26 protein-coding genes are annotated in these 24,916 nt (G+C 64.0%); 12 read left to right on the top strand and 14 right to left on the bottom strand.

All coding sequences use genetic code 11. The annotated features are described in order from the left end of the window. Positions 1–1,868, top strand: a 1,868-nt coding sequence (locus NKJ26_RS30930) for an OmpA family protein (protein ID WP_352699432.1), incomplete at its 5' end; no start/stop codon positions are given. Positions 1,869–2,181: 313 nt separating this feature from the next. Here the strand turns inward: NKJ26_RS30930 and NKJ26_RS30925 are convergent. Continuing rightward, entirely contained in the window at positions 2,182–3,048 is an 867-nt protein-coding gene (locus NKJ26_RS30925; protein ID WP_352699430.1) for an SDR family oxidoreductase, read from the bottom strand. 180 nt (positions 3,049–3,228) lie between these two features. On the opposite strand from NKJ26_RS30925, the gene NKJ26_RS30920 reads away from it, so the two are divergent. Further along, positions 3,229–3,495: a type II toxin-antitoxin system VapB family antitoxin gene (locus NKJ26_RS30920; protein WP_352699429.1), complete on the top strand. Its 267-nt coding sequence runs from the start codon at positions 3,229–3,231 to the stop codon at positions 3,493–3,495. After that, positions 3,492–3,881 (top strand): type II toxin-antitoxin system VapC family toxin, encoded by a 390-nt coding sequence (locus NKJ26_RS30915; protein WP_352699428.1) that lies wholly within the window; start codon positions 3,492–3,494, stop codon positions 3,879–3,881. The genes NKJ26_RS30920 and NKJ26_RS30915 overlap by 4 nt, the downstream gene beginning before the upstream one ends. A 4-nt stretch (positions 3,882–3,885) precedes the next feature. Here NKJ26_RS30915 and NKJ26_RS30910 read toward each other — a convergent pair whose 3' ends face one another. Then, positions 3,886–4,515, bottom strand: coding sequence for a helix-turn-helix transcriptional regulator (locus NKJ26_RS30910; protein WP_352699426.1), 630 nt, complete (start codon positions 4,513–4,515; stop codon positions 3,886–3,888). An 8-nt stretch (positions 4,516–4,523) separates the two neighbouring features. After that, positions 4,524–5,396, bottom strand: a complete 873-nt coding sequence (locus tag NKJ26_RS30905; protein ID WP_352699424.1) for a S1C family serine protease — start codon at positions 5,394–5,396, stop codon at positions 4,524–4,526. A gap of 168 nt (positions 5,397–5,564) precedes the next feature. Here NKJ26_RS30905 and NKJ26_RS30900 point away from each other — a divergent pair, with 168 nt between their 5' ends. Beyond that, the gene (locus NKJ26_RS30900) at positions 5,565–6,530 is read left to right on the top strand and encodes a S1C family serine protease (protein WP_352699422.1); all 966 of its coding nucleotides are present in this window, start codon (positions 5,565–5,567) and stop codon (positions 6,528–6,530) included. A gap of 16 nt (positions 6,531–6,546) precedes the next feature. On the opposite strand, the gene NKJ26_RS30895 is transcribed toward NKJ26_RS30900, so the two are convergent. Next, positions 6,547–6,969, bottom strand: coding sequence for a VOC family protein (locus NKJ26_RS30895; protein ID WP_352607748.1), 423 nt, complete (start codon positions 6,967–6,969; stop codon positions 6,547–6,549). Between the two features lie 66 nt (positions 6,970–7,035). On the opposite strand from NKJ26_RS30895, the gene NKJ26_RS30890 reads away from it, so the two are divergent. Continuing rightward, positions 7,036–7,662 carry a TetR/AcrR family transcriptional regulator gene (locus NKJ26_RS30890; protein ID WP_352699420.1) on the top strand — a complete coding sequence of 209 codons (627 nt, stop codon included), beginning with the start codon at positions 7,036–7,038 and terminating at the stop codon, positions 7,660–7,662. On the opposite strand, the gene NKJ26_RS30885 is transcribed toward NKJ26_RS30890, so the two are convergent. Next, on the bottom strand, positions 7,595–8,551 hold the full coding sequence (locus NKJ26_RS30885) for a LysR family transcriptional regulator (protein ID WP_352699418.1): 957 nt from the start codon (positions 8,549–8,551) through the stop codon (positions 7,595–7,597). The two genes, NKJ26_RS30890 and NKJ26_RS30885, sit on opposite strands and share 68 nt — an antisense overlap. A 106-nt stretch (positions 8,552–8,657) precedes the next feature. Between NKJ26_RS30885 and NKJ26_RS30880 the strand changes: the two genes are divergently transcribed. From NKJ26_RS30880 to NKJ26_RS30870, 3 genes are all read left to right on the top strand, one after another. Next, positions 8,658–9,293: an FMN-dependent NADH-azoreductase gene (locus tag NKJ26_RS30880; RefSeq protein WP_352607758.1), complete on the top strand. Its 636-nt coding sequence runs from the start codon at positions 8,658–8,660 to the stop codon at positions 9,291–9,293. Positions 9,294–9,459: 166 nt separating this feature from the next. Continuing rightward, a complete protein-coding gene (locus tag NKJ26_RS30875; protein ID WP_352699416.1) occupies positions 9,460–9,699 on the top strand; it encodes a CopG family ribbon-helix-helix protein in 240 nt (79 codons plus the stop codon). A gap of 38 nt (positions 9,700–9,737) precedes the next feature. Further along, positions 9,738–9,995, top strand: coding sequence for a type II toxin-antitoxin system RelE/ParE family toxin (locus NKJ26_RS30870; RefSeq protein ID WP_352699414.1), 258 nt, complete (start codon positions 9,738–9,740; stop codon positions 9,993–9,995). A gap of 13 nt (positions 9,996–10,008) precedes the next feature. Here the strand turns inward: NKJ26_RS30870 and NKJ26_RS30865 are convergent, their stop codons facing one another. Beyond that, positions 10,009–10,308 carry an AzlD family protein gene (locus NKJ26_RS30865; protein ID WP_352607764.1) on the bottom strand — a complete coding sequence of 100 codons (300 nt, stop codon included), beginning with the start codon at positions 10,306–10,308 and terminating at the stop codon, positions 10,009–10,011. Then, complete coding sequence (locus NKJ26_RS30860) at positions 10,305–11,042, bottom strand: AzlC family ABC transporter permease (RefSeq protein WP_352699413.1); 738 nt, start codon at positions 11,040–11,042, stop codon at positions 10,305–10,307. The genes NKJ26_RS30865 and NKJ26_RS30860 overlap by 4 nt, the downstream gene beginning before the upstream one ends. 172 nt (positions 11,043–11,214) lie before the next feature. Between NKJ26_RS30860 and NKJ26_RS30855 the strand changes: the two genes are divergently transcribed. The 3 genes from NKJ26_RS30855 to NKJ26_RS30845 all read left to right on the top strand — a co-directional run bounded on the left by NKJ26_RS30855 (position 11,215) and on the right by NKJ26_RS30845 (position 15,234). Beyond that, positions 11,215–11,673, top strand: a complete 459-nt coding sequence (locus NKJ26_RS30855) for an Lrp/AsnC family transcriptional regulator (RefSeq protein WP_352607768.1) — start codon at positions 11,215–11,217, stop codon at positions 11,671–11,673. A gap of 145 nt (positions 11,674–11,818) precedes the next feature. Further along, on the top strand, positions 11,819–13,021 hold the full coding sequence (locus NKJ26_RS30850) for an MFS transporter (protein WP_352699411.1): 1,203 nt from the start codon (positions 11,819–11,821) through the stop codon (positions 13,019–13,021). 212 nt (positions 13,022–13,233) lie between these two features. Then, the gene (locus NKJ26_RS30845) at positions 13,234–15,234 is read left to right on the top strand and encodes an ABC transporter ATP-binding protein/permease (protein WP_352699409.1); all 2,001 of its coding nucleotides are present in this window, start codon (positions 13,234–13,236) and stop codon (positions 15,232–15,234) included. Between the two features lie 161 nt (positions 15,235–15,395). Here the strand turns inward: NKJ26_RS30845 and NKJ26_RS30840 are convergent, their stop codons facing one another. The 7 genes from NKJ26_RS30840 to NKJ26_RS30810 all read right to left on the bottom strand — a co-directional run bounded on the left by NKJ26_RS30840 (position 15,396) and on the right by NKJ26_RS30810 (position 22,536). Further along, positions 15,396–15,686: an HlyU family transcriptional regulator gene (locus NKJ26_RS30840; RefSeq protein WP_352607775.1), complete on the bottom strand. Its 291-nt coding sequence runs from the start codon at positions 15,684–15,686 to the stop codon at positions 15,396–15,398. A 113-nt stretch (positions 15,687–15,799) separates the two neighbouring features. Next, the gene (locus NKJ26_RS30835) at positions 15,800–16,465 is read right to left on the bottom strand and encodes a PadR family transcriptional regulator (protein WP_352699407.1); all 666 of its coding nucleotides are present in this window, start codon (positions 16,463–16,465) and stop codon (positions 15,800–15,802) included. Positions 16,466–16,608: 143 nt separating this feature from the next. After that, positions 16,609–16,989, bottom strand: a complete 381-nt coding sequence (locus tag NKJ26_RS30830) for a thiol-disulfide oxidoreductase DCC family protein (protein WP_352699405.1) — start codon at positions 16,987–16,989, stop codon at positions 16,609–16,611. A 162-nt stretch (positions 16,990–17,151) separates the two neighbouring features. Then, positions 17,152–17,445, bottom strand: coding sequence for a GYD domain-containing protein (locus NKJ26_RS30825; protein ID WP_352607781.1), 294 nt, complete (start codon positions 17,443–17,445; stop codon positions 17,152–17,154). Positions 17,446–17,643: 198 nt separating this feature from the next. Beyond that, a complete protein-coding gene (gene rpoD, locus NKJ26_RS30820; RefSeq protein ID WP_352699404.1) occupies positions 17,644–19,668 on the bottom strand; it encodes an RNA polymerase sigma factor RpoD in 2,025 nt (674 codons plus the stop codon). A gap of 421 nt (positions 19,669–20,089) precedes the next feature. Continuing rightward, a complete protein-coding gene (gene dnaG / locus NKJ26_RS30815) occupies positions 20,090–22,024 on the bottom strand; it encodes a DNA primase (protein WP_352699402.1) in 1,935 nt (644 codons plus the stop codon). A 140-nt stretch (positions 22,025–22,164) separates the two neighbouring features. Next, positions 22,165–22,536, bottom strand: coding sequence for an RcnB family protein (locus NKJ26_RS30810; RefSeq protein WP_352607787.1), 372 nt, complete (start codon positions 22,534–22,536; stop codon positions 22,165–22,167). A gap of 377 nt (positions 22,537–22,913) precedes the next feature. Between NKJ26_RS30810 and NKJ26_RS30805 the strand changes: the two genes are divergently transcribed. Beyond that, complete coding sequence (locus NKJ26_RS30805) at positions 22,914–24,578, top strand: Na/Pi cotransporter family protein (protein WP_352699400.1); 1,665 nt, start codon at positions 22,914–22,916, stop codon at positions 24,576–24,578. Positions 24,579–24,916: the final 338 nt, after the last annotated feature.

Genomic DNA, 24,916 nt, shown 5'->3' with positions numbered 1-24,916 from the left:
AGAAACGTAACCAGCAGCAGACCGAGCAGGCGCCGGCCGAGCAGGCCGCACCGGCCGCCGAGGAGCAGCAACCGCGCAGGAAGAAACGTAACCAGCAGCAGACCGAGCAGGCGCCGGCCGAGCAGGCCGCACCGGCCGCCGAGGAGCAGCAACCGCGCAGGAAGAAACGTAACCAGCAGCAGACCGAGCAGGCGCCGGCCGAGCAGGCCGCACCGGCCGCCGAGGAGCAGCAACCGCGCAGGAAGAAACGTAACCAGCAGCAGACCGAGCAGGCGCCGGCCGAGCAGGCCGCACCGGCCGCCGAGGAGCAGCAACCGCGCAGGAAGAAGCGCGACCAGCAACAGCAGACCGAACAGGCGCCGGCACCGGCCAACGACAACCAGCCGGAAGCCAATCCGCGCAGGAAGCTCAAGCAAGGCCAACAGGAGGCCTCGCCCACCGAACAGGCGCCCGCTGCGCCGGAAGCCGTCCCGACACCGAAGGAAGCTCCCGCCGCCGAACAGCCCGCGGCGCAAGGCGAGCAGCCTCAGGACAAGACGAAAAAGCGCGGTCGCAAACCCGCCGGCGAGCAGCCCGCGATTGGCGAACAGCCGGCTACAGGTGAACAACCGGCAGCCGGCGAACAGCCGGCCGCAAGTGGCAAGGCAGCGCCCGTCGAAGGTGAAAATCCCGTACAGGGCGAAGCACCCGCCGATAAGAACGCTGCCCCGATCCTCGACAGCCAGAAGGAGGCTGTGCGCAAGGGCCGCGGTGAGAACGGCCAGGGCGGCAGGAGACCCGCCAATCAAAATGGCGAGCAGCAGAATGGTGGGCAAAACGCCCAGCAAGGCGCCGATCAGAGCCGCAAGCCCATGACCGCCCCCGTCGAACAAGGCCCGCCTCCAACCGACGACAGAGCCGCCCAGCAGGAGATCAAGCCCGAGAAGATCGTCCCCGCGACGCAGGAAAAGGGCCAGCGGGTCGAACGTGTGCCCAACGAGAACATCCGCGACCGCCGGCGCCCGAAGGGTGTCGACGTGCTCAAGGAGATCGGCGACCGCGTTATCATCCAGCTCAATAACGAGACATTCGTCCAGAGCAATGATGCCCCGCGCATGACCCGCGGTGCCAGGGAAGTCTACTATGAGGATCTGCCGCAAGGCCGCTCGCGCGAGACGGTGGAACGCGACAACGGCATCCGGATCGTCACCATCCGCAACCGCTATGGCGACGTCATCCAGCGTTCGCGCATCACGTCCGACGGGCGCGAATACGTCCTGAGCTATGTCGACGAGCGCGACTATCAGGACGAGGACGACTGGCGCGATCCGGGCGACGACCTGCCGCCGATGCGGCTAACCATCCCGCGCCGGGAATACATCCTCGATTCCGAGGAGGTCGAAAGCCCGGACGACTACTATACCTTCCTCGAACAGCCACCAGTGGAAAGGGTCCAGCGCCTCTATTCGATCGACGAGGTCAAGCGCTCGGCTCGCGTTCGCGACATTGCGCGGCGCATCGACCTCGACACGCTGAACTTCGAATTCGGCTCGTCCTCGATCTCCGACACCGAGGTGCAGAAGCTGGAGGGTGTCGCCAGTGCGATGGAGAAGCTGTTGAAGAAGAACCCGGCGGAGACCTTCCTGATCGAAGGCCACACCGACGCCGTCGGCACGCCGGAGGCGAACCTCGCTCTGTCGGACCGCCGCGCCGAAGCGGTCGCCGAAGCGCTGACCAACGCCTTCGGCATTCCGCCTGAGAACCTGACGACGCAGGGCTATGGCGAGCAGTATCTGAAGGTCAACACCTCGGCGCCCAACCGTGAGAACCGGCGCGTCGCCATCCGCCGCATTACTCCGCTGGTGGCGCCGGTTGCCAGCAACAATTGATCTGCTTTTCCAGAGGCTTGAGGGGGCCTCTGGAATCAGGTCGGCAGGAAAGGCCCATCCCGGCAAGCCGGGATGGGCGCACCTGTGGGCAACGGTTCGGGTTCAACAAGAATTGTCCTGGCATTAGGCCCCGCTCATTGAAACGCGAGGTGGCCTACCCCAGATTCAGGGCTGGGCGTTCCCTGCCCCGTCCCGACTCCAGCGGGACGCATTGAGCCCCGCCGGCCCTCTCCGGCGGGGCTTTTTGCTTGCAAACTTTATCTTGCAAAAAGGGGCGAGCTGACCGAATGAAGTGGCGGCGGCGCGATGCCCGTCAGTAGATGCTCTTGATGCTGGTGTCCGTCCGAGCAAACACTTCGTCCGGCACAAAAAAGTCGCCGGCCAGCGGACCGGATGCGCCTGGCGCATAGGCTGAAAAATCGCTGACGCCCTCGGCGCGCAGCACCTCTTCGTCGATGTAGAAATTGCCGGTCGCCTCGCGCGACGGCCGCATGAAGATGGCGTGCGCGGCATCGGCCATGATGTCGGGCGAACGGCTCATCGCTGCCACCGTCGCGCCACCAAGCAGGTTGCGCACCGCCGCCGTGTCGATGGTCGAGATCGGCCACAGCGAATTGACGGCGATGCCGTCTTTGGCGAACTCCGCGCTCATGCCCAGCGTACACATCGACATGCCGAACTTGGCCATCGTGTAGGCAACGTGATTCTTGAACCATTTGGCCTCCATGTCGAGCGGCGGTGCCAGATTCAGGATGTGAGCATTCCCGGCCAACTTCAGGTGCGGAATGCACATTTTGGAGACGAGGAATGTGCCGCGCGTGTTGATCTGATGCATCAGGTCGTAGCGCTTCATGTCGGTTTCCAGCGTGCCGGTGAGCTGGATGGCGCTGGCATTGTTGACGCAGATATCGATGCCGCCGAACTTTTCCACGGTCTTGGCAACAGCCTCGGCCACCTGCACCTCCTCGCGGATGTCGCACAGCACCGGCAGCGCCTTGCCGCCGGCCTGCTCGATCTCTTCAGCCGCGGTGTAGATCGTGCCCGGCAGCTTCGGATGTGGCTCGGCGGTCTTGGCCGCGATCGTCACATTGGCGCCGTCGCGCGCGGCGCGCAGCGCGATCGCCAGCCCGATGCCGCGCGATCCGCCGGAGATGAACAGCGTCTTTCCCTTGAGCGACATTTTTCCTCCGCGTCGTCTGTGCCTCTTCCACGCGATCCTTGCCCGCGCCGCTGCCCGATACAAGAGCTTGCAGTGCGAGGCCATGGTGACGTAGCGGAGGCCGGCGCAGGTCTCCGCTCGAAACTTGTCGGACTTATCGGGCATGCTATCTATATTCTATAAAAACAGGTAGATTATAGAATGGCGCTGTCGATCAAGAACATGGAAGTCGAACAATTGGCGCGGGAACTCGCCCGCCGACGCCGCGTGTCGGTAACGGAGGCGATCCGCCAGAGCCTCGAGCGCGAGGTCGCACGCGAACGGCTGGTGCCGCGCGACGACACCAGCGACCTGTTTCAGCGACTGATGGCGATCTCCGACAGTGCCGGAAGAATCCCCAAACGCAAAAATGCGATGACCGACGTCGAAGTCCTCGGTTACGATGAGTTCGGAATCCCGACGAAATGATCATCGATTCCTCGGCCCTTGTCGCCATTCTGCGTGCGGAGCCAGGCCACGAGCGTCTCGTGCAGGCGACCGCGCAAGCCAAGAGACGGCTGCTGGCGGCGCCGACCTTTGTTGAAACGACGATGGTGCTTGCAGGCGGCTGGCAGGATGAAATCCTGGATCGCCTCGACGACTTCCTGCGCACCGCCTCGATCGAGACGATCCCGTTCACAGCCGACCACGCCGCCGTCGCCCGTCAGGCCTTCCTGCGCTACGGCAAGGGCCGGCATCCGGCGGCGCTGAACTTCGGCGACTGCATCGCCTATGCCACGGCGCGCCTGGAAGCCATGCCGCTGCTGTTCAAGGGTAACGATTTCCGGCTGACCGATATTGAAGCGGCTGTGTGATCGATCAGACCAGCACCAGCCCTTGCCGCATGGCGATGGCAATCGCATCGGTGCGATTGGCAGCTCCGAGCTTGATCAGGATCGCGGCGACGTGGAATTTCGCCGTGTGCACGGAAATATTCAGCCGCCGCGCGATCACCTTGTTGGGCGCGCCCTCGGCCAGCAGCGCCAACACTTCCGCTTCGCGCGGCGACAGCGCCGGGCGGGCGGCGTGCTCGTCGGAAGCCTCATCCTCGAACGGCTCGCCTTCCCCGGCACGGAAATCGTCGTGTCGCCCGCGGCCGCCGTCGCCCGATACGCGATAGCCGGCCGCGGCCAGCCGCACCGCCGCGGCGAGCAAAAGATCATCCGCGCCGGCAGGCATTATGGCCAGCACCTCGCCGGTGGGCCGCTCATCGGTGGCGCGCCCCGACAACAGCACTCGTGGAATGGCGGCCGGCACGGCATCACCGCTCCTGTCGTCGACGATGGCAACGTCGGCGGCCCCGGCCAGGACCGGCAACAGGTCGTCGCTCTGGGCAAGCGAGGCGGCCAGTCGCTCGGCGCGCGACGCGTCGCCAAGCGCAATCAACACCACCAGCCGCCGCGAGGCGGCACCGTCACCAATGATCTGGTCGCTGGCGAGCCTATCCATCGATCCTCTCAGGAAAGCGGCTTTTCGCCGACCGTCAGCGCGACGTCGCGCTGTTCGCCGCCGCGCACCACACCGAGCGTCACCGGAGCACCGGCGCTGTCGGGGCCGAGCCTGCGGATCAGGTCGCGCGGGCCAAGCACCGCCTCGCCGTTCCACGACACGATGATGTCGCCGAGGGAAAGGCCGGCGGCCTTGGCCGGGCCGTCCTCGTCAAGGCTCATCACCATGGCGCCTCGTGCGTCGCGGTCGCGCACCGGATGCAAGCCGGCGCCGAGATAGCCGCGCGCGACATGGCCCTTGTCGCGCAAGGTCGCGACCGCCCGCTCGATCGTCTCGTAAGGCATGACCAGCGCCCGGTGACGCGGCCCGAACAGAAGCATGCCGATCAGCGCACCCTTGACGTCGAGCACCGGGCCGCCCTCGAAGCGGCCGCCGGCGCCGACGGCCAGATTGATGCGCCGGTCGATAGTGCCGCCGCGCATCGAGCGCCAGGCCGGGCCGACCTCGCCAACCGAGCCCGAGACGGCCAGAGCGGAACCGTCGCTGTTGCCGATCGCGATGGCGATGTTGCCGGGCCGCACCGCATCCGCCTTTGCGAGCGGCGCGGCGGTGACGGCAGTCGCCGGCTTCAGCAGGGCCACCCCGGTCGAGGGATCGCGGCCAACAAGCTCGGCCTTCACCGTCTCGCCCGAGGCCAGCGTCAGTTCGATCTCCTCGCCGGCCTCGACAGCCTCCTCGGCGGTGACGAAATAGCCGTCGCGCCAGTAGAACGCGCTTGCCGTGCGGTGATGATGCGTGGCGAAGCTTGCCGTCGCCGGCGCTGCCTTGGCGGCAAGATCGGCGATGGCTTCGGAAAACGCACTCAGGTTGAAATCGGTCATATCGGTCTCCTGGGTTTTTTTCATGCCCCAGATATCGCTCGACAGCGCGCCCGAAGGTACTCGCCTGACGGCTAGTTGCTGGTTTGACTGGCCATCTGGTCAGGTCGCGGCGGTTGTAGCTGCTCCGCACATATAGTCATCTTCATGCCTGATGACACGGAGCCCGCCATGGCCCTCGCCGCCCCGAAATTCCAATCCGCCCCAAAATTCCAATCAGATGACACGCTGCTCGATACCTATTCAATGACGGTGGCCGACGCGGTCGACCGCATCGGTCCGGCCGTCTGCCGCATCGAGCGTATCGGTGGCCAGGGCGGCCATGGTTCAGGTTTCGTCATTACGCCGGACGGGCTGGTCATCACCAACTTTCACGTGGTGGGCGATGCTAAAACGGTGCGTGTGTCGATGCCGGACGGCGCCTCGCGGGAGGGCCACGTCCTCGGCCGCGATCCCGACACCGACATCGCGCTGGTGCGTGCCGACGGCAGCTTCGCCGATGTGGCGCCGCTCGGCGATTCCAAGCGGCTGCGGCGCGGCCAGATCGCGATCGCCATCGGCAATCCTCTGGGCTTCGAATGGACCGTCACGTCCGGCGTCGTCTCGGCCCTCGGCCGCTCGATGCGCGCCTCGACCGGCCGGCTGATCGACGATGTCATCCAGACCGATGCCGCGCTCAACCCCGGCAATTCCGGCGGGCCGCTGGTGTCGTCGGCGGGCGAGGTCATCGGCGTCAACACCGCCATGATCCACGGCGCGCAAGGCATCGCCTTCGCCGTCGCGTCCAACACCGCCAACTTCGTCATTTCGGAGATCATCCGCTTTGGCCGTGTGCGCCGCGCCTTCATCGGCGTCTCGGCCGACACCGTCAACTTGCCGCGCCGCGCCGCCCTTCTATCGCAAGTGTCGACCAGCACCGCTGTGCGGTTGCGCAGCGTCGAGAAAGACGGCCCGGCGGTCCAGGCCGGACTCAGGGAAGGCGACATCATCGCCGCCATCGACGGCCGCCCGGTCACCGGCGTCGACGACCTGGTACGATTGCTTGACGCCGAGCGCATCGGCCGCGAGACGCTGTGCACCGTCGTGCGCCGCACCGGCATCAGCCAGGTGACGGTGACGCCGGTGGCGCGCAGCTGACATCTATCGCACGGGACTAACCAGCCGCGCCGTCCGCATATTGCGCCAGGAATTCCGCGCTGGGCCGGATCGGCTTGACTACGTCGATCAGCACGCCGTTCGGATCCCTGGTGATGAAATGGCGCTGGCCGAAGGGCTCGTCGCGCAGCGACCGCAGGATCGGCAGGCCTGCGGCCAGCACCCGCTCATAAACCGTATCCGCATCGCGAACCTCGAAATTGATCAGCAGGCCCGAGGTGCGGCCCCGCCCCTGTTCCGGAATGGTCTCGTGGTCGCCCTGGACGATGCCGAGATTGACGCGTCTGTTGTCCACCGATTGCAGATGCACGTACCAGTCGCTTTCGAACAGCGGCCGGAACCCGAAGTGCTCGACATAGAATGCTGTCGTGCCGGCGACGTCGCCGGTCATCAGCACCGGATAATAGCTCGTGGTCTTCATCTTTCCTTCTCCCATCAACCAACATACAGTCTGCATGTAGATCGAATTAACATACAGGCTGCATGTATGCAACAGGACTCCACGCGCCGTTCCAACAGCGATCGCACTGAGGCGACGCGCGCCCAGCTGATCGCCGCGGCGCGAAAACTATTCACAGAAAAATCCTATGCCGAGACCGGCACGCCCGAGATTGTCACTGCTGCCGGGGTGACGCGCGGCGCGCTCTACCACCATTTTGCCGACAAGCAGACGCTGTTTGCAGCCGTCGTCGAGCGGGAGGCGGCGGCGGTGGCCGAGGAGATCGAGCGCGCCTCGCCGCCCTCGCTCGACGCCCGCGACGCATTGATCGCCGGCTCCGATGCCTATCTCGCCGCGATGCGCGCGCCCGGCCGCACGCGGCTGCTGCTGCTCGACGGGCCGGCCGTGCTTGGCCGCGCCGCCATGGACGCGATCGACAACCGCCACGGCAGCCGCTCACTCCGCGAAGGCTTGATCGCGGCGATGCGGAGCAACACCATGACGAGATTGCCGGCTGAGGCGTTGACCGCGCTGCTTGCCGCCGCTTTCGACCGCGCGGCACTGGCGATCGAGGCCGGCGGCTCGGCCGAGGATTACCGCGCCGTTCTCATAGCGCTGATTGACGGGCTGTCTCCGACTCGTCTTCAGGCACTTCGCCCGGCTCGAACTCGTTGAAGCAACCGAGCTGGCGCTTGAACTGGTCGATCAGCCAGGCCGCCGCCGGTTTCGGGCTGCGATCGTTGCGGTGCATGGCGAAAAGCGGCGCGCGCACCTCCCGGTAGGGTTCAAGATCGAGTTCCACCAGCCGCCCGCTCGCCAGGTCGTCGGCGATCAGCCAGCGCGGCAGCCCGCCCCAGCCGAGCCCTTCGCGCATTAGCGCATGCTTGGTGTAGACGTCCGTCAGCCGCCAGGTGCGGTAGGCGAAGACGCCGTAATCGCGCCCCTTGGTGCGTTCGGATTGATCGGTGACGACAAGTTGGGTGTGTTCGCGCACATCCTCGATCGCCACCGGCTTCGGCAGCAGCGCCAGCGGATGGCCGGGCGCCGCGGCCGGCACCATCGACATGAAGCCGATGCGTACTAGATGCACATTGACCTCGCCCAGCAACCCGCCAATGCCGAGGTCGGCCTGGCCACTGACGACATGATCGGGGATCAGGCCGAGCGTGCCGATATGCAGCCGCAGCATCACGGTTGGGAACTGCGCTTCGAACGCCTTCAACACCCGTACCAGCACCGGAGAAGGCAGCGTTGCATCGACCGACAGCGCGACTTCGGCCTCCAGCCCCTGATGATACCCGTCGGCACGCGAGCGTATCCGCTGCAGCACGCCGACCATGCGCCGCGCATCCTCCAGCATCGCCCGGCCGATCTCGGTCAGCTGCGGCTCGCGCGTTCCTTCGCGTTCGAACAGCTTCAGCCCGAGCTGCGCCTCGAGATTGGCGATGCCGTAGCTGATGACGGATTGAGCCCGGTTGAGCTTGCGGCCAGCGGCCGAAAAGCTGCCGGTATCGGCGACCGCAACAAGGATCTGAAGCTGGTCGAGTGTCGGATTGGGCTGCATCACCATATCTATTTTATAGATGGATTGTATAGAAAATATACCAGTTTATTGAATGGATCGAAAGCCCATATGTGGCGGGACATCAATTCACACTGGAGAGCCCGTTATGTCCATTCTTCTCGTCACCTCAAGCCCGCGTGGCGCCGCCTCCCACTCGACCCACGTCGCCACCGAATTCGCTCAGAAGCTCGTCGCCGCCGATCCGTCGAAGACGCTGGTCGTGCGCGATCTGGTCGCCAACCCGCTGCCGCATATCGATACCGATTATGCGACCGGCATCTACACGCCCGCGGAAGCCCGCACCCCGCGCCAGGCCGAAGTCGTCGGCGTTTCCGACGCCGTGCTGGACGAGCTGTTCGCCGCCGACACCGTGATCCTGGCCACCGGCTTCATCAATTTCAGCATCTCCTCGACGCTGAAGTCCTGGGTTGACCATGTCGCGCGCTCCGGCAAGAGCTTTGCTTACGGCGAGAACGGCCCCAAGGGCCTCGTCACCGGCAAGAAGGTCTACATCGTGCTGGCTTCGGGCGGCATCTATTCGGAAGGCGCTGCCGTGCAGTTCGATCACGCTATTCCCTATCTGCGCGGCGTGCTCGGCTTCCTCGGCATGACCGACGTCGACGTCATCCGCATCGAAGGTGTCGGCATGGGCGCTGACGCGGTGACCGCCGCACTGGCCAAGGCGACCGCCAAGGTCGATGCCGTGGTCGCTGCCAGCAGGGATGTCGCGGCGGCCGCCTAAGGCACTGATCTACATCGCCATCAAAGGGCAGGCGTCCGCGCCTGCCTTTTTCTTGCCGCCCCATGAAACATACGGGTAGCCCTCGTCGTTTGTCTCCCGATAGGGCAACCTTGACGCTTCACCTTGGTTCATCAATAATTATAGTGAACCAAGGTGAATCGTAACCATGACCGCCTTTACCGTACGCCTTCCCGATGAGACGACAGACAGGCTCGACCAGCTTGCCGAAAAGCTCGATCGCTCGCGCTCTTATGTGGCCGCTCAGGCCATCGAGGACTTTGTCGCCCGCCAGGAATGGCAGATCGCGGAGATGGAGGCTGGATTGGCCGAGGCCGAGCGCGGCGAATTCGCCAACGAGCAAGAGTTGGCCGCCGTGCTTGCGAAATATATCAAGCCCGCCGGCTGATCGTGAGCCGCAAGACAATCCGATAGACCAAGCGGGCATTGCGTCGGCTTGATGAAATCGGCGCGCATATCGAGAAAGACAGTCCCGAAGCGGCCGCTCGCGTTATTGCGCGCATCTTGTCCGCAGCGGAACTGCTTGTCGAACAGCCGGCCATGGGTCGCGTTGGGCGCATCAAAGCGACGCGAGAGCTCGTCTTGGTCGATATTCCCTATATCGTCCCCTATCGCGTCGGCAGAGATACAGTCGATATACTCACCATTATACACGCCGCCCAACGGTGGCCGCTGACCTTGTGAGCTCAACTGGCAGCTACCCCATGAAATGCCTGAGCAGCCCCGCCGATGCGACCCCGATCAGCACGGTGGGCAGCATCGAGAGACGCGTCGCCGCCGCCAGCGTGATGGCCAGCGCCGCGAGATCGGCCGGATTCCGGGAAACGAAGACCGGCGCGATGACCGAGATCAGCACGCAACCGGGCGCCGCTTCCATCACCGCGGTTGCGCGCGCGCCGAGCGTGCGGTTGCGCAGCACGACATAGCCGCCGATCCGGGTCAGATAGGTGACGCCGGCCATCAGCACGATGGTGAGAAGCGTCGTTGCGTCGATCATGCTTCTTCCCTCCAGAAGAACCAAGCCGAGACCAACCCGGACAGCGCGCCCGCCGCGACATACCAGGCACCTGGAACGAGGAGGTAGACAAATGCGGCGACAACCAGGCTGACCAGCCAGGGCCGGGCCGTCGCAGCGCTTTTCCACATGCCACGCAGCAGTACCAGGAAAACGGCCGGGAACGCCATGTCGAAACCATAAGTCGCGACATCGCCCAGCATCGGGCCGAGCATGGCACCTAGCGTGGTGAAGGCCACCCAGGTCAGATACATCGCCAGCGCCGCGCCCATATAGTAGCGCGGGCTGAAGGCCGGGCTGATGCCGGCGGCGGCGCGCTGCTTGGCGTCGGCCAGGCCCAGCGCCCAGCTTTCGTCGCATAGGAAGAACAGCGCCGGAAACGCCTTGCGCCGCGGCAAATCGCGCAGGAACGGCGCGAGCGCCGCTCCCATCAGCAGATGACGGCTGTTGACCAGGAAAGTGATGGCGACGATGAGCACGACATGCGGCGGCGACGTCCACAACTGGATCGCCGCGAATTCCGAGCCGCCGGCGAAATTCAGCCCTGTCAGCGCCGAAAGCTCGACCGTGCTCAGCCCTTTCTGCATCGCCTGGGCGCCGAGCACCAGCGCATAGGGAATGGTGCCGAACAGCACCGGCGCGCAGGACGCCACGCCGCGCCGGAATTCGGTTCCCGAACCATCGCCCGTCGTCTCGACTGCCTGTGAAATGCTCATGCTTTCCCTCCGGCCGGCCTCGCGGCCGCCCCTTCCCCTGTATTTGAACTCTCGTGAACACCGGTGGCAAACATACCCACAGCGCCTCGCAATTTGGTTGCGAAGATTGTTGCGCTTCACAAGATTTTGGCATTGAGTGTCGAGAATTGCGAAATAATTGGAATCCGAGGCTATGAAGCTTGATGACATCGACAAGCGGATCCTGCGGGCGCTGCAACGCGACGGCCGCATGGCCAACAACGATCTGGCCAATGAAGTCGGGCTTTCCCCCTCGCCTTGCCTGCGGCGGGTAAAACTGCTGGAGGAAGCCGGCGTCATCGACCGCTATGTAGCCGTGCTCAATCCGGCCAGCATCGGCAAGGGTCTTACCTTCTTCACCCGCATCTGGTTGAAGGCGCAGGACGAGGACACGATCGAGCACTTCGCCACCGAAGTGGCCAAGCTGCCCCAGGTGATGGAATGCTATCTGATGCTCGGCGACTGTGATGCCATGGTGCGCGTGGTGGCGGCCGGCATCGACGACTACCGTCGCTTCCAGTCGGAGCATCTCAGCCGCATCAAGGGCGTGCAGAACGTCAAGACCGACGTCCCCAGCCAGACCATCAAGTCCACGTCGGAATTGCCGATCTGATACGGCGGAAAACGGCGCCGTTCCAGACTGGATAAAAAATGCAACCGGATTGTAGGATCGGTCTCGGCGCCAGCGTCCTTCGGACGCAAACGGTGCGGCGAAGCCGTGCCATCAAACGAAATGCCTTACGGCATGGGAGAAGAACATGAACCTTTCCTATCGTTGGGCCATCGTCGCGGTTGGCGCGCTGATGTCCTGTGTCGCCATCGGGACGATGTTTTCGCTGGCGATCTTTCTCGAGCCGATGGCGGTCGACACCGGCTGGTCGCGCGCCGGCATTTCGAGCGCCATGACGCTGAACTTCCTCGTGATGGGCCTTGGCGGCTTCGCCTGGGGTGCCCTCTCCGATCGCTTCGGCGCCCGCATCGTCGTGACGATCGGTGCCGTTCTGCTCGGGCTGGCTTTGGTGCTGGCAAGTCGCGCCGGCTCGCTCATCACCTTCCAGATCACCTATGGCGTGCTCGTCGGCCTTGCGGCCAGCGCCTTCTTCGCGCCGATGATCGCGCTCACCACCGGCTGGTTCGACACCCACCGCAGCCTTGCCGTCTCGCTGGTTTCGGCCGGCATGGGCGTTGCGCCGATGACGATTTCGCCTTTTGCCCGCTGGCTGATCTCGGCCTATGAGTGGCGCACCGCCATGTTCGACATCGGCATCACCGCCTGGGTGCTGCTGTTGCCGGCGGTGCTGCTGGTCCGCCAGCCGCCGAAGCCGGCGGCAGCCGGTGCGGCTTCAGCACCGGTCGCCGAGGGCGCCGGCCTGACGGTCCCCCAGGCGCTGCGGTCGCCGCAGTTCATCGTGCTTGGCCTGACCTTCTTTGCCTGCTGCGCGGCGCATTCCGGACCGATCTTCCATATGGTCAGCTATGCCATGTTGTGCGGCGTCGCTCCCATGGCAGCCGTTTCGATCTACAGCGTTGAAGGTCTTGCGGGATTGGGCGGTCGGGTCCTCTATGGCGTGCTTGCCGACCGGCTGGGCGTCAAGCCGGTGCTGATCGCCGGCCTCGCCATCCAGGCGATCGTCATAGCCGCCTATCTCAGCATCAGCCGGCTGGAACAGTTCTACATGCTGGCCGTCATCTTCGGCGCCACCTATGGCGGCGTCATGCCGCTTTATGCGGTGCTGGCGCGTGAATATTTCGGCCAGAGCATCCTCGGCACCGTGTTCGGCGCCGCCACCATGCTGTCCAGTCTCGGCATGGCGCTGGGGCCGCTGGCCGGCGGCATGGTCTTCGACGCCTACGCCAACTATTCCTGGCTGTTCATCGGCTCGGCCCTCATCGGCCTCGGCGCGGTCGGCATAGCGATAGCCTTCCCGCCGCTGCCGCGCCGGGAGTTGCAGGCGGCGTAGGGATGTCAGGGGCTGCGGTTGATGAAGCCAATGACGGGACAGCCCGCAGCTGACACTCGGCGCGAGCTGCGACGGTCAAGGCTGTCTTTCGCAACGGCCATAGGTGTGGCCGTTGCGAGTATCGGAATGACCAGAAGCGCCTTGGGGTTGCAGGCAGCCGACCTCGATCGGACATGATGAAACCTTCCGATTTTTAAGCCGTTATCGCCGGTATGTTGGAGGCCAAATTCAAGCCGAAATCGGTGGGCGCCAAACCGCGCCAGAAGAAGGTCGAAGTCGCGTCTGAGGTTGTCGGCGAGGTGGCGCCGCCGCCGGACCCCGTCGAACCCGGTCCGGAACTGACACCCGAGGAAGCCGAGCAGGCGCGCAAGAGATATCTGCTGAGGCGTTTCTGGATCAGCGCCCGCGGTTACTGGGGCCGGGGCGGCGACAAGCTCGCTTGGCCGTGCTCGATCGGGCTATTGATCCTGATCGGCACCAATGTCGGTTTTCAGTACGGAATAAACGTCTGGAATCGCGCGATTTTCGACGCCATCGAGCAACGCAATGCCCATACCGTTTATTTCCTGAGCGCTGTATTTCTGCCGCTCGTGGCGGGACACGCAGGCCTTGTCGTTGCGCAAGTCTTCTTCCGCATGACGATTCAGCGCCGCTGGCGTTCCTGGCTCACCACCGCGGTCATCGCGCGTTGGCTTGCAAATGGCCGCTATTATCAGTTGAACCTCGTACGCGGAGACCACCAGAACCCCGAAGCCCGCATCGCGGATGATTTGCGCATAGCCACGGAATCGCCCGTCGATTTCATCGCCGGTGTCATTTCCGCGTTTCTGTCGGCTTCGACCTTCATCGTGGTGCTCTGGACGATCGGCGGCGCCCTGACCCTGCCGATCGGAGGTTCGACCGTCACCATTCCCGGCTTCCTCGTCATCACCGCTGTGCTCTATGCCGCCATCACGTCTACCTCGATGGCGGTCATTGCACGCCATTTCGTCCGCCTCTCCGAGGAAAAAAATCAGGCGGAGGCCGAGTTCCGTTACACGCTGACGCGGGTGCGGGAAAACGGCGAGAGCATCGCGTTGCTTGGCGGCGAGGAAGAGGAGCGCAGCGGGATCGACAAGACCTTCGCCAATGTGCTGAAGCAGTGGGCGTTCCTAGCGGGCCAGCACATGCGCACGGCGCTGGTGTCGCAGGGGTCGAGCCTTTTTGCGCCGGTCGTGCCGGTTCTGCTTTGCGCTCCAAAATTTCTCGAAGGCAGCATGACGCTCGGCCAAGTCATGCAGGCCGCCTCCGCCTTTGCCATCGTGCAGGGCGCCTTCGGATGGCTGGTCGACAACTACCCGCGGCTCGCCGATTGGAACGCTTCCGCGCGGCGTATCGCTTCGCTGATGATGTCGCTCGACGGACTTGAGCGTGCGGAACAGAGCGACGCCATGGGACGGATCAAGCGCGGCGAAACCGCAGGCGGCACGATGCTCAGCCTGAACAATCTGTCCGTGTCGCTCGACGACGGCACCGCCGTGGTCAAGGAAACCGAGGTCGTCATCGATCCGGGCGAGCGGGTGCTCGTGGCCGGCGAATCCGGTTCAGGCAAGAGCACGCTGGTGCGGGCCGTCGCGGGTCTGTGGCCGTGGGGCGGTGGCAGCGTCAATTTCCAAGCCGAAAAACGAATGTTCATGTTGCCGCAACGGCCCTACATCCCCTCAGGGACGCTTCGCCGTGCAGTCGCCTATCCAGGGGCCGCCGACAACTGGACGCCGGATAAGATCAACGCTGCCCTCGACAAGGTGGGGCTCGATTATCTGAGCGACAGGATCGAGGAGGACGCGCCATGGGACCAGATCCTGTCGGGCGGTGAAAAGCAGCGGCTCGCGTTCGCGCGTCTCCTGTTGCACACTCCCGATATCATCGTGCTGGATGAAGCGACGTCGGCGCTTGACGAGAAGAGCCAGGACAAGATGATGGAGACGATCATCCATGAATTGCCTGATATCACCATCGTGAGCGTGGCGCACCGCGCCGAGTTGGAAGCTTTCCATAGCCGCAAGATCACGTTGGAGCGGCGCGAGGGCGGCGCAAAGCTTGTCAGCGATATCGACCTCGTCGAGCGCAAGGGCAGACGAAACTTGCTTGGGAGCCTTCTGGGGCACCGGCGCGCCCTACCGAAAGGCGGGGTGACCTCCAGCAAAGCGGCACAGCCCGAGACAAAAAAGTGAAGTCCGCACGACAAGCGTATCTGGGTGCATTTGGGCAGCCATGCGCTGCGGAAGGGAAGCGGCGTCCAACGCACCGCGAACCAACCGGCCTGGGACGGACTCCGATCTGAAAATCCGACGACCGCTTCGGGCGCAATACCGACGATCGTCGCCTCGGCAGCCTACCCGAAAATCCGCTCGCCCTGCTCGTCGACCAGTTGGATACCCTTCTTGATCGAGATGTCGACGGCGTCGTCCAATCCGGCGAAGCGGTCGGCGCGGATGAATTTGTGTTCCTTCACCACACCGCCGATCTCCTTGGAGACGATGCCGCAGGTCTGGTATTGACCATCCGTCTTGTAGGGCGTGGCGCTGATCAGGAAACCCTTGTGCTCGACCTGCTTGGCCGGTGCCGCGCTCTTTGGCTCGGCCGCTTCACCGCCGCCTCCGAAAAGACGCTTCAGAAAAGACATCGGGGCTTCCTCCAACAGCATTCATCCCGCACCATGTAGCGCGGCGCGGGATGAATTTCACTATCGGTCCTTGGCTTGGCGGGCAAGAGCCGTGTCCGCCCGGGCCGGAAGCGTCACTTATGCGACAGCGCTTCCAGCGCCTCGGCGGCGGCTTCCAGGATGCTCATGGCTTCGGCCTGCTTGTCCTCCGGCGCATCGACGATGTCGCTGAGCGCGGCACGCAGGCGATGACGGACGGCGCGGAATTCGTCGCGCGTTTCCGAACGACCGCCCCGGCCGCCGCGCCGGTCCTCGCCATCATCGTTCCAGCCGAACCAGTCGCGCGCCTTGGCCATCTTGCGACCGAAGCGTTCGAGATGGTCGAGGACGCCGTCGATCATCTGGCGGTTATCGGCAAGGTGTGCCTGCCCGGCCTCGGTGATCGAAAACACCTTTTTGTTGCCTTCGCTCGACGAGACGGCATAGCCGGCCTCTTCCAGGAAGGTCAGCGTCGGGTAGACCACGCCGGGGCTGGGGCTGTAGATGCCGCTGGTGCGCTCTTCCAGCGCCTTGATGATGTCGTAGCCGTGGCGCGGCGCCTCGGCTAGCAGCGACAGCGTGATCAGCTTGAGATCGCCATCGGCCAGCATGCGCCCGGCACGGAACATGTCGCCGGGGCCACCGCGTCCGCCGCCACGACCGCCATGGCCAAATGGACCGAAACCGCCGCCGCCACGACCGCCAAACTTGCCGGCCATGTGCATGAACATGCGTTCGCCGAAATGATTGTGCTTGTGCATTGATTGCTCCTTGAGTTCTATCTTACGATATATCTCAATTAGGCTCGCAGGTCGATAGAGTCAAGATATATCTTACGATGTATCTGAGTGACACGCGCGAGGCTCGCATTCTCGGATGGCGCCCGATCCTTGTCCGCTAGCCGCTACCAGCGGCCCTTGCGCCGATTCCAGGTGTAGAGCAGGTCGGCGAAGCGATCATAGGCAAAGCGCGTCAGCGGCAGGGCAACCGGATTGCCGAACAGCGTCGCCAGCCAGCCCTCGCCCGGCGTTGTCTTCCAAACGGCGATGGCGACATCGGCGCCGACCAGCAGCCGGCCATCCGCATCGATGGCGTGCAGCCGGCGGCGGATATCCTCAAGCGACGCGCCCGCCCAGGCAAGCGCCGACGGCTCCAGGTTGATGTCGCGAAATTCCATCCGCCCGGCTTTGACCGCTTCGATCAGCCGCCGCTTCTGCCTGCCGATGCCGGCATCGCAGACCGGGCAGCGCGTGTTGTACCAGACGGTCAGGAGAGGCTTGGGCATATGCTCGCAACGCGGCTGAAAGACCGTGCGGACTATCCAGAAAATGCCGCTGCCCCGCAACATGCAAGCATAAGGCGACGGGCGCCGTCAGGACGATATCGCAGCCGTTCAAGAAATGCCGAAGCCCGCCCAACCTTGGCGGGCTCGGGCGTTCTGGTGGTTTCATCCGAGCGAGGTGATGATCTCGCGATAGGCGAACTCCGGGAAGGCTTTCATTGTCCGCGTCCTGACATTGCCGCTCGCCGCCAGCATCAGCGAGAAACGAGCCAGGATCGCGTCGTCGGGCGCCTCCACCACCGCCACCATGTCGTATTCACCCATGGTCAGGTAGAATGCCTTGAACGACCCGCCCATGTCTCCCAGCTGCTTCTTGGCGGCGTCGAGTCGCTTCGGTGAATCGCGCACATTTCTGGCGCCCTGCTCGGTCCAGTTCATCAGCACGATATAGCTTGTCATGGCACACCTCCCTCCGGGGCCACGGAGCACGGCGGTTTCGCCGGGGCGGCCGATCCGGGTTTGTCGCCCAGAAAATGCTTCCGACGCGAAATTATCCTCCCGAAGGGCATTGGCCGCAAGAGCGCTACCGACGGAGCACGGCACGAACGAAAAAGGGCGCCCGTCAGGCGCCCTTGATCTCTTTGCAATCGGTAAGTCTCAGCTGTCCAGGAAGCTGCGCAGCTTGCGGCTCCGGCTCGGGTGCTTGAGCTTGCGCAGCGCCTTGGCCTCGATCTGGCGGATGCGCTCGCGGGTGACCGAGAACTGCTGGCCGACCTCTTCGAGCGTGTGGTCGGTGTTCATGCCGATGCCGAAGCGCATTCTGAGCACGCGCTCCTCGCGCGGCGTCAGCGAGGCCAGCACGCGCGTCGTCGTCTCGCGCAGATTGGCCTGGATCGCCGCGTCGATCGGCAGGATCGCCATCTTGTCCTCGATGAAATCGCCCAGATGCGAATCCTCCTCGTCGCCGACCGGCGTTTCGAGCGAGATCGGCTCCTTGGCGATCTTCAGCACCTTGCGCACTTTTTCGAGCGGCATGGCGAGCTTTTCGGCCAGTTCCTCCGGCGTCGGCTCGCGGCCGATCTCATGCAGCATCTGGCGCGAGGTGCGCACGATCTTGTTGATCGTCTCGATCATGTGCACCGGAATGCGGATGGTGCGCGCCTGGTCGGCGATCGAACGGGTGATCGCCTGCCGGATCCACCAAGTCGCGTAGGTCGAGAACTTGTAGCCGCGGCGGTATTCGAATTTATCGACCGCCTTCATCAAGCCGATATTGCCTTCCTGGATCAGGTCGAGGAACTGCAGGCCGCGATTGGTGTATTTCTTGGCGATCGAGATGACGAGGCGCAGATTGGCCTCGACCATTTCCTTCTTGGCGATCGCGGCTTCGCGCTCGCCCTTCTGCACCTGGTTGACGATCTTGCGGAATTCAAGGATCGAGATCGCCGTTTCGGTGGCCAGATGCTGGATCTCGGCGCGCAGGTCGCGGATGGCGTCCTTCTCGTTCTTGGTGAATTCCTTCCAGCCGCGCGAGGTCAAATTGGCGATCGAGCGCGTCCAGTTGGGGTCGAGCTCGGAACCCTGATATTCCTTCAGGAACTCCTCGCGGCGAACGCCATAGCTTTCGGCGAGCCTGAGCAGCTTGCCTTCGTTCTGCACCAGGCGCTTGTTGATGTCGTAGAGCTGCTCGACCAGCGCCTCGATGCGCGCCGTGTTGAGCGACAGCGACTTCACCGCCTTGATCAGCTGGTCCTTCAGTTCCTTCAGCCGGCGGTCCTGGCTGGGCGACAGCGTGCCGGCGGCGGCCAGCCGGTTCTCGACCTGCTGGTCCTGCAGCTTGCGCAGTTTCTTGTAGGTGTCTGCGATGACGTCGAGCGTCTCCATCACCTGCGGGCGCAGTTCCGCTTCCATTGCCGCCAGCGAAAGGCTGGCCTCGTCCTCGTCGTCCTCGTCGTCATCCGTCAGGCCGCGCGTGTCGGCGCCGACATTGGTGATGTCGTCTTCCTCGTCGCGACCGCGGCGCGACTTTTCCTCGATCTTGGGTGCTTCCTCGATACGCTCGACCACCGGCGCCTGCTTGGCTTCGGGGCCGGCATAGGTGGCTTCGAGATCGATGATCTCGCGCAGCAGGATCTTCGATTCGTTGAGCTCGTCGCGCCAGATGATGATGGCCTGGAAGGTCAGCGGGCTCTCGCAGAGACCCGCGATCATCGTCTCGCGGCCGGCCTCGATGCGCTTGGCGATGGCGATTTCGCCCTCGCGCGACAGAAGCTCGACCGAGCCCATTTCGCGCAGGTACATGCGCACCGGATCGTCGGTGCGGTCGGTCGGCTCTTTCTTGGTGGTGGTGGCGGCAACGGCGGTGCCGGTCTGCTCGGCCAGCTCGTTGGCGTCTTCCTCGGCGTCCGCCGCGGTGTCGCCGGCCTCGGCCTCTTCGCCCTGCTCGTCATCCTCGACGACATTGATGCCCATGTCGGACAGCATCGCCATCGTGTCCTCGATCTGCTCGGAGGTCACTTCCTCGGAAGGCAGTACCGAATTCAGCTCGTCCATCGTGACATAGCCGCGCTTCTTGGCGGCCTTGATCATCTTCTTGACAGCATCATCGGAAAGGTCGAGCAGAGGGCCATCGGTGGCGCCTTCGCGTTCGGTCTCGACCTCTTCCTTTTCCTTTGTCGCCATAGTTTTTATCTTCTCCTAGCGGCCTGACATCGAGGCCGCATAAGCTGTCGGACCAGTCAAATCGGATTCGTTTTTGAAACGCGCCTCACCGGGCCAGTAACTGCATCAACTCTTTTGTTTGGTGCATGCCGCTGCCCCAAAACTGGTTTCCACTTTTGGGCGGCATGCATTAAGTCCAGATTAACCCTGATATCTGTGGCAGGCTGTCTGCCTGTCCAGTGACCAGCACCTCACATCGCTGTATTTCCCGTCGACGCGGGTGCGGGTTAACGTTTCGAATCGTCCTGATTCCGCCATTCTGCCGGAAGGTCAAGCGCCTGTCGCATGATTCGCATGAAAAAAGCGAATCAATTACCCGACTTAGCGCGCCCGGCCTCCAGCGGAGGCTTGGCCGCGCCCTCATTCCTTCATTCGCTTGCACTTAGGCTCGCCCAGCCCTGCCCGAGGAAACGCCAAACCCTTCGATTAGCGCTTCCGTCGCTTGCACATCCTGAAATTGCGCCTGAATTTCGATCAGATGGCGAAAGTTTTCGTCCGAAGGATCCGCCTCGAGCGCCGCTTCCGCCTGTTTCAGCTCCTTATGTAAGGTGCGCGCGCTGCGCTGCAAGTGCAGCGCTTGGTTCAGAGCGTCGCGGGCGTCCTCGAGAGCTGCCGTCTCCAGCGCCGGCCACTGCCGCGCCCGCCTGATCAGGCCGACGGCGCGCTCCCAGATCTCGGCGCAGCCGGCGCGCTCGATCGTCGCCACCACGGCGTGGCGGTCATTGGCCATGTCATGCGCCATCGCATCGAGGATGGCGGTGTGAAGTCGCCTCAGGTCTGAATTGGCGAGATCGAGAAACTCGACATGGGCAAAATTCTCGTCGATCAGCGCCGGATGGTTGATCAGCGCGACGATGATCGTCGCCTCGCGCACCGACATGCCCTCGCTGCCGCGCTTGACCAGCGCCGAACGGCCGAGGCTTTCGGTGATCGCGGTGCGTCCGCCGCCACCCTTGGCGAATTGCCCGCCAGGCGCGGCCTTGGCCTGGCCGCGCTCGCCCGGCCGGCCGCCACCCTGGCGCGCGCTGCGCTGGGCGCCGAAGAACGTCAGCACCCGCTCGCGCATCTCCTGTTGGTAATGATAGCGCAGGCTTTCGTCGCGAATGCGGCTGGTCAGCTCGCGCAACGTCTTCTCGAGTTCCGCCCGCCGCTCCGGCGTGTCGAAGACACCACCCGCCGTCTCCCGCATCCACAACAAGTCTGCCAGCGGCCGTGCTTCGGAGAGCACGGCACGAAAGGCCTCCGGCCCCTCGGCCTTGACCAGATCGTCCGGATCCTTGCCTTCCGGCAGCAGCGCGAAACGCGCCGAACGCCCGGCCTGCACCGACGGCAGCGCCATGTCGGCGGCCCGCCATGCCGCCTTCAGCCCGGCCTTGTCGCCGTCGAAGCACAACATCGGCTCCGGCGCCATGCGCCACAACAGCTCGAGCTGGTTTTCGGTGAGCGCCGTGCCGAGCGGCGCCACCACATTCTCGAAGCCTGCCTGCGCCAGCGCGATCACGTCCATATAGCCTTCGACGGCGATGACCGTCCCGCCCTTGGCCAGCGCTTTTCGCGCGCGGGCGAAATTGTAGAGCACGTTGCCCTTGTGAAAGAGCTCGGTGTCGGGCGAGTTCATGTATTTGGCGAGCGCATCCGGCGCCAGCGCCCGACCGCCGAAAGCGATGATCTTGCCCCGCGAATCCGGGATCGGGAACATGATGCGGTCGCGGAACCAGTCATAGGAAACGGGGATGTCGTCGCCGTGGCGCACCAGCCCACAGGCCTCGATATCGGCTTTCGGGACACCTTTGGCCGCGAGATGCTCCTTCAGCGCATTGCGGCTGTCGGGTGCGAAGCCAAGCCGGAACGATTGCTGCGTCGCCGGCGTCAGCCCGCGGTCGCGCAGATAGGCGCGGGCCTTCGCGCCTTCGGGACTTTGCAGGCGCTCCTGGAAGAAGGCGGTCGCCATCTCCATGACGTCGGTGAGGCTGGCGCGTTCCTTCTCGCGCCGCTCCTCCTGCGCGTCGCGGACCGGCATCGACACGCCGGCCATGTCGGCGATCTTCTCGACCGCCTCGGGAAAGCTCAATCCCTCGAGTTCGGTGAGGAACTTGAAATGATCGCCGGTGACCGAACAGCCGAAACAATGGTAGCGGCCCTTCTTGTCCTCGCAGTGGAAGGACGGGCTCTTCTCGCCGTGGAACGGGCAGCAGGCCCAATAGTCGCCGCGCGACGCGTTGGTCTTCTTGCGATCCCACGCGACGCGCTGGCCGATCACTGATGAAATCGGCACGCGGTCGCGTATCTCGTCGAGGAAGGCGGGCGGAAAGCGCATTAAGGGAACTCGTTTGCCCCTCATATAATCATCCTTGCGAAATCCGACGACCCCCATTAGGGGCCATACCCGGTTTCCACAGGGCAAAAGGCGGCCGCTGCGGGCCGCCTCCTTTCAGGTCCAGTCTGGCAAACTCGGGCTCATTGCCCGGCGAGTGCGCCGAAGACGACGCCGGAGAGGATACCCACCAGCACATAGTCGTTGCCGACGCGGATCCATTCCTGGCCGCGGCCAGGGCGATGCAGGCCGTAGCGGCCGTAATCGCGGATCGGCCGGTGCTGTCTCCAGCCGGAATATTTCTGACCATTGCGCCAGTTGTTGCGCTTCACGACGACGACCCTCTTCTTCACCACGCGCTCGCGCATGTCGACATGCTTGCCCGGCTTCTGCCAGTCGACCTTGGCGTAGTTCGACTGCGACGCGACCGGGGCGTTCATCGGCGCCGCCTGGCCGGTGAGCGAAGTGGCGGCGAGCATCGAGAAAGCGAGCGCGGAAAGAACAATGCGTTTCATGGGAAGTCTCCTGGTTGTCGATGGCCAGGGAATAGCGGCTGGAGAATGAACCGAAACTGAACATCGACATTACAATTGCGTAATGAATTCCTTTGTTTACCCCGGAGAATTGAACATCACCGCAAAGGCGAGCGCTCAACGGCGCGGCAAGCTTGGCCGATTGGCCGCCCGGCGATGCAACCATTTGCGCATTCGTCCATTTTCCGACACGGCCTGTCGCGCTGCGGCGGCCCCTCGAAATCGACAAAATTTTATTATTCGGCTAAAGTATTCCAGCTATTGTCGACGACTGTCATGACCCTGATTCGTACCCTTGTTTCGCCCGCTGAACGTCGCGCCGTTGCAATCGCGCGCGGCGTCCTCACGCAGGCACGGCAATGAGCGGCTCCGTCGTCCTTCTGCATCTGGCCGGCGCGGTGGCGCTGATGCTGTTTGCCACCCGTATGGTGAAGACGGGCGTCGAACGCGCCTATGGCGACGTGCTGCGCCACAAGCTTCGCGCCACCATGCGCAATCCGGCCATGGCGGTGCTGGCAGGCACCGGTCTTGCGATCGCCCTGCAGAGCTCGACCGCCGTCACGCTGCTGGTCGGCTCCTTCGCCGGCTCCGGCATCGTCTCGGGCGCCGCCGGGCAGCTTGCCGTGCGCGGCGCCGAGATCGGCTCCGCCCTGGTGGTCAAGCTGCTCACCTTCGATCTCACGCTGCTGGTGCCGCTCTGCCTGATCCCCGGCACGGTGATGTTCATGGCCACCGAGCGGCGCGACTGGCGCCAGACCGGCCGTATCCTGGTCGGCATCGGCCTGCTGATCCTGTCGCTGGAGATGATCGGCCAGGCATCGGAGCCGCTGCGAAACAGCCAGTTGATGCCGGTCATCATCAATTACTTCTCCAGCGATTCCATCACCGCTTACCTGCTGGCCGCGTTGATCACCTGGCTATTCCAGTCGAGCATCGCGGCGGTCCTGTTGATGGCAACGCTGGCCGGCCGTGGCCTGATCCAGCCGGAACTCGGCGTCGTTCTCATCCTGGGCGTCAATCTCGGCTCCTCGATCATCGCGCCGATGCTGACCCGCTCGTCGAGCCCGGAAGTGCGCGTCGTGCCGATCGGCAACCTCCTGATGCGCGGGCTTGGCTCGCTGGTCATGCTGATCCTGGTCATGATCTTCCGGCCGCACTTCGCCTTTCTCGGTTCGACGGCGGCGGGCCAGATCGTCAACGCCCATATCCTGTTCAATGTCCTGATCCTGCTCGCCGGCCTGCCGCTGGCCGGCCTCGTCTATCGCGCCTCGGAGAAGATCATCGCCCTGGGGACCGCACCGGCGCCAGCCGCCACGCTCGACGTCGTCGAGCTTTCCGCGCTCAACGAGAGCGCGCTCGACGTGCCAAGCCAGGCATTGGCCAATGCCACGCGTGAGGTGGTGCGGGTCTGCGAGACGGTCGAGATCATGCTCAAGCGCATCATCGAGCTTTATGAGAGCGCCGATGCCGACAAGATCAAGGCGCTGGCCGCACTCGACGACCGCGTCGACCGCAGGCACGCGGCCATAAAACTCTACCTTGCCAAGATCACCAAGAATCCGCTGACCGAGGACGAGGCGCTGCGCTGCCAGGAGCTGATCGGCGCCTGCGTCAAGCTGGAGCAGGTCGGCGACATCATCGTGCGCAACATGCTGGTGCATGTGAAGAAGAAGTTCGACCGCGGGCTTGAGTTCACCGACGAGGGCTGGAGCGAATTGTCCGCCTTCCACGGTTCGGTGCTTGCCAACGCCCGGCTTGCCTTCAACGTTCTGGTATCGCGCGACCCCGAGACGGCCCGCCAGCTGGTGCTGGAAAAGGACCGGCTGCGCGATCGCGAGAAGGAAACCAGCGCCCGCCATTTCGAGCGGCTGCGCGACGGCACCGCCAAGAGTGTCGAAACCAGCTCCATCCACCTCGATACCATCCGCGACCTGAAACAGATCAACTCGCTGCTGGCGTCCATGGCCTATCCCGTGCTTGAGGAACGCGGCCTGCTTACGGGGTCAAGGTTGAAGGCGAGCTGAAGAATAGCAATCTCCCCTACAGGCCCCTCCGGAGAGAGCGGAAGGACGCTAGTCGAAATAAGGTTCGCGCCCTTCCTCTCCCCCGTCGATCGGGGGAGAGGTGTCGAGCGAAGCTCAACGGAGTGGGGGTCGACCGGCTCGACCTGCGTGCTCGCTTGTCGGCGGCTGTACCTTCGAGGACGGGCTTCCCCGCTCCGTCGCTGCTTCGCAGCGCCACCTCTTTCCCCTCCGGAGAGAACGAAGGGCGGTAGTTGAAATAAGGTTCGCGCCCTTCCTCTCCCCCGTCGATCGGGGGAGAGGTGTCGAGCGAAGCTCAACGGAGTGGGGGTCGACCGGCT

Source organism: Mesorhizobium sp. M0152, from assembly GCF_040322415.1.
Taxonomy (GTDB): Bacteria; Pseudomonadota; Alphaproteobacteria; order Rhizobiales; family Rhizobiaceae; genus Mesorhizobium.
Note: the sequence above shows the minus strand (reverse complement) of the source record. Positions and strands in the feature narration are given on the sequence as shown.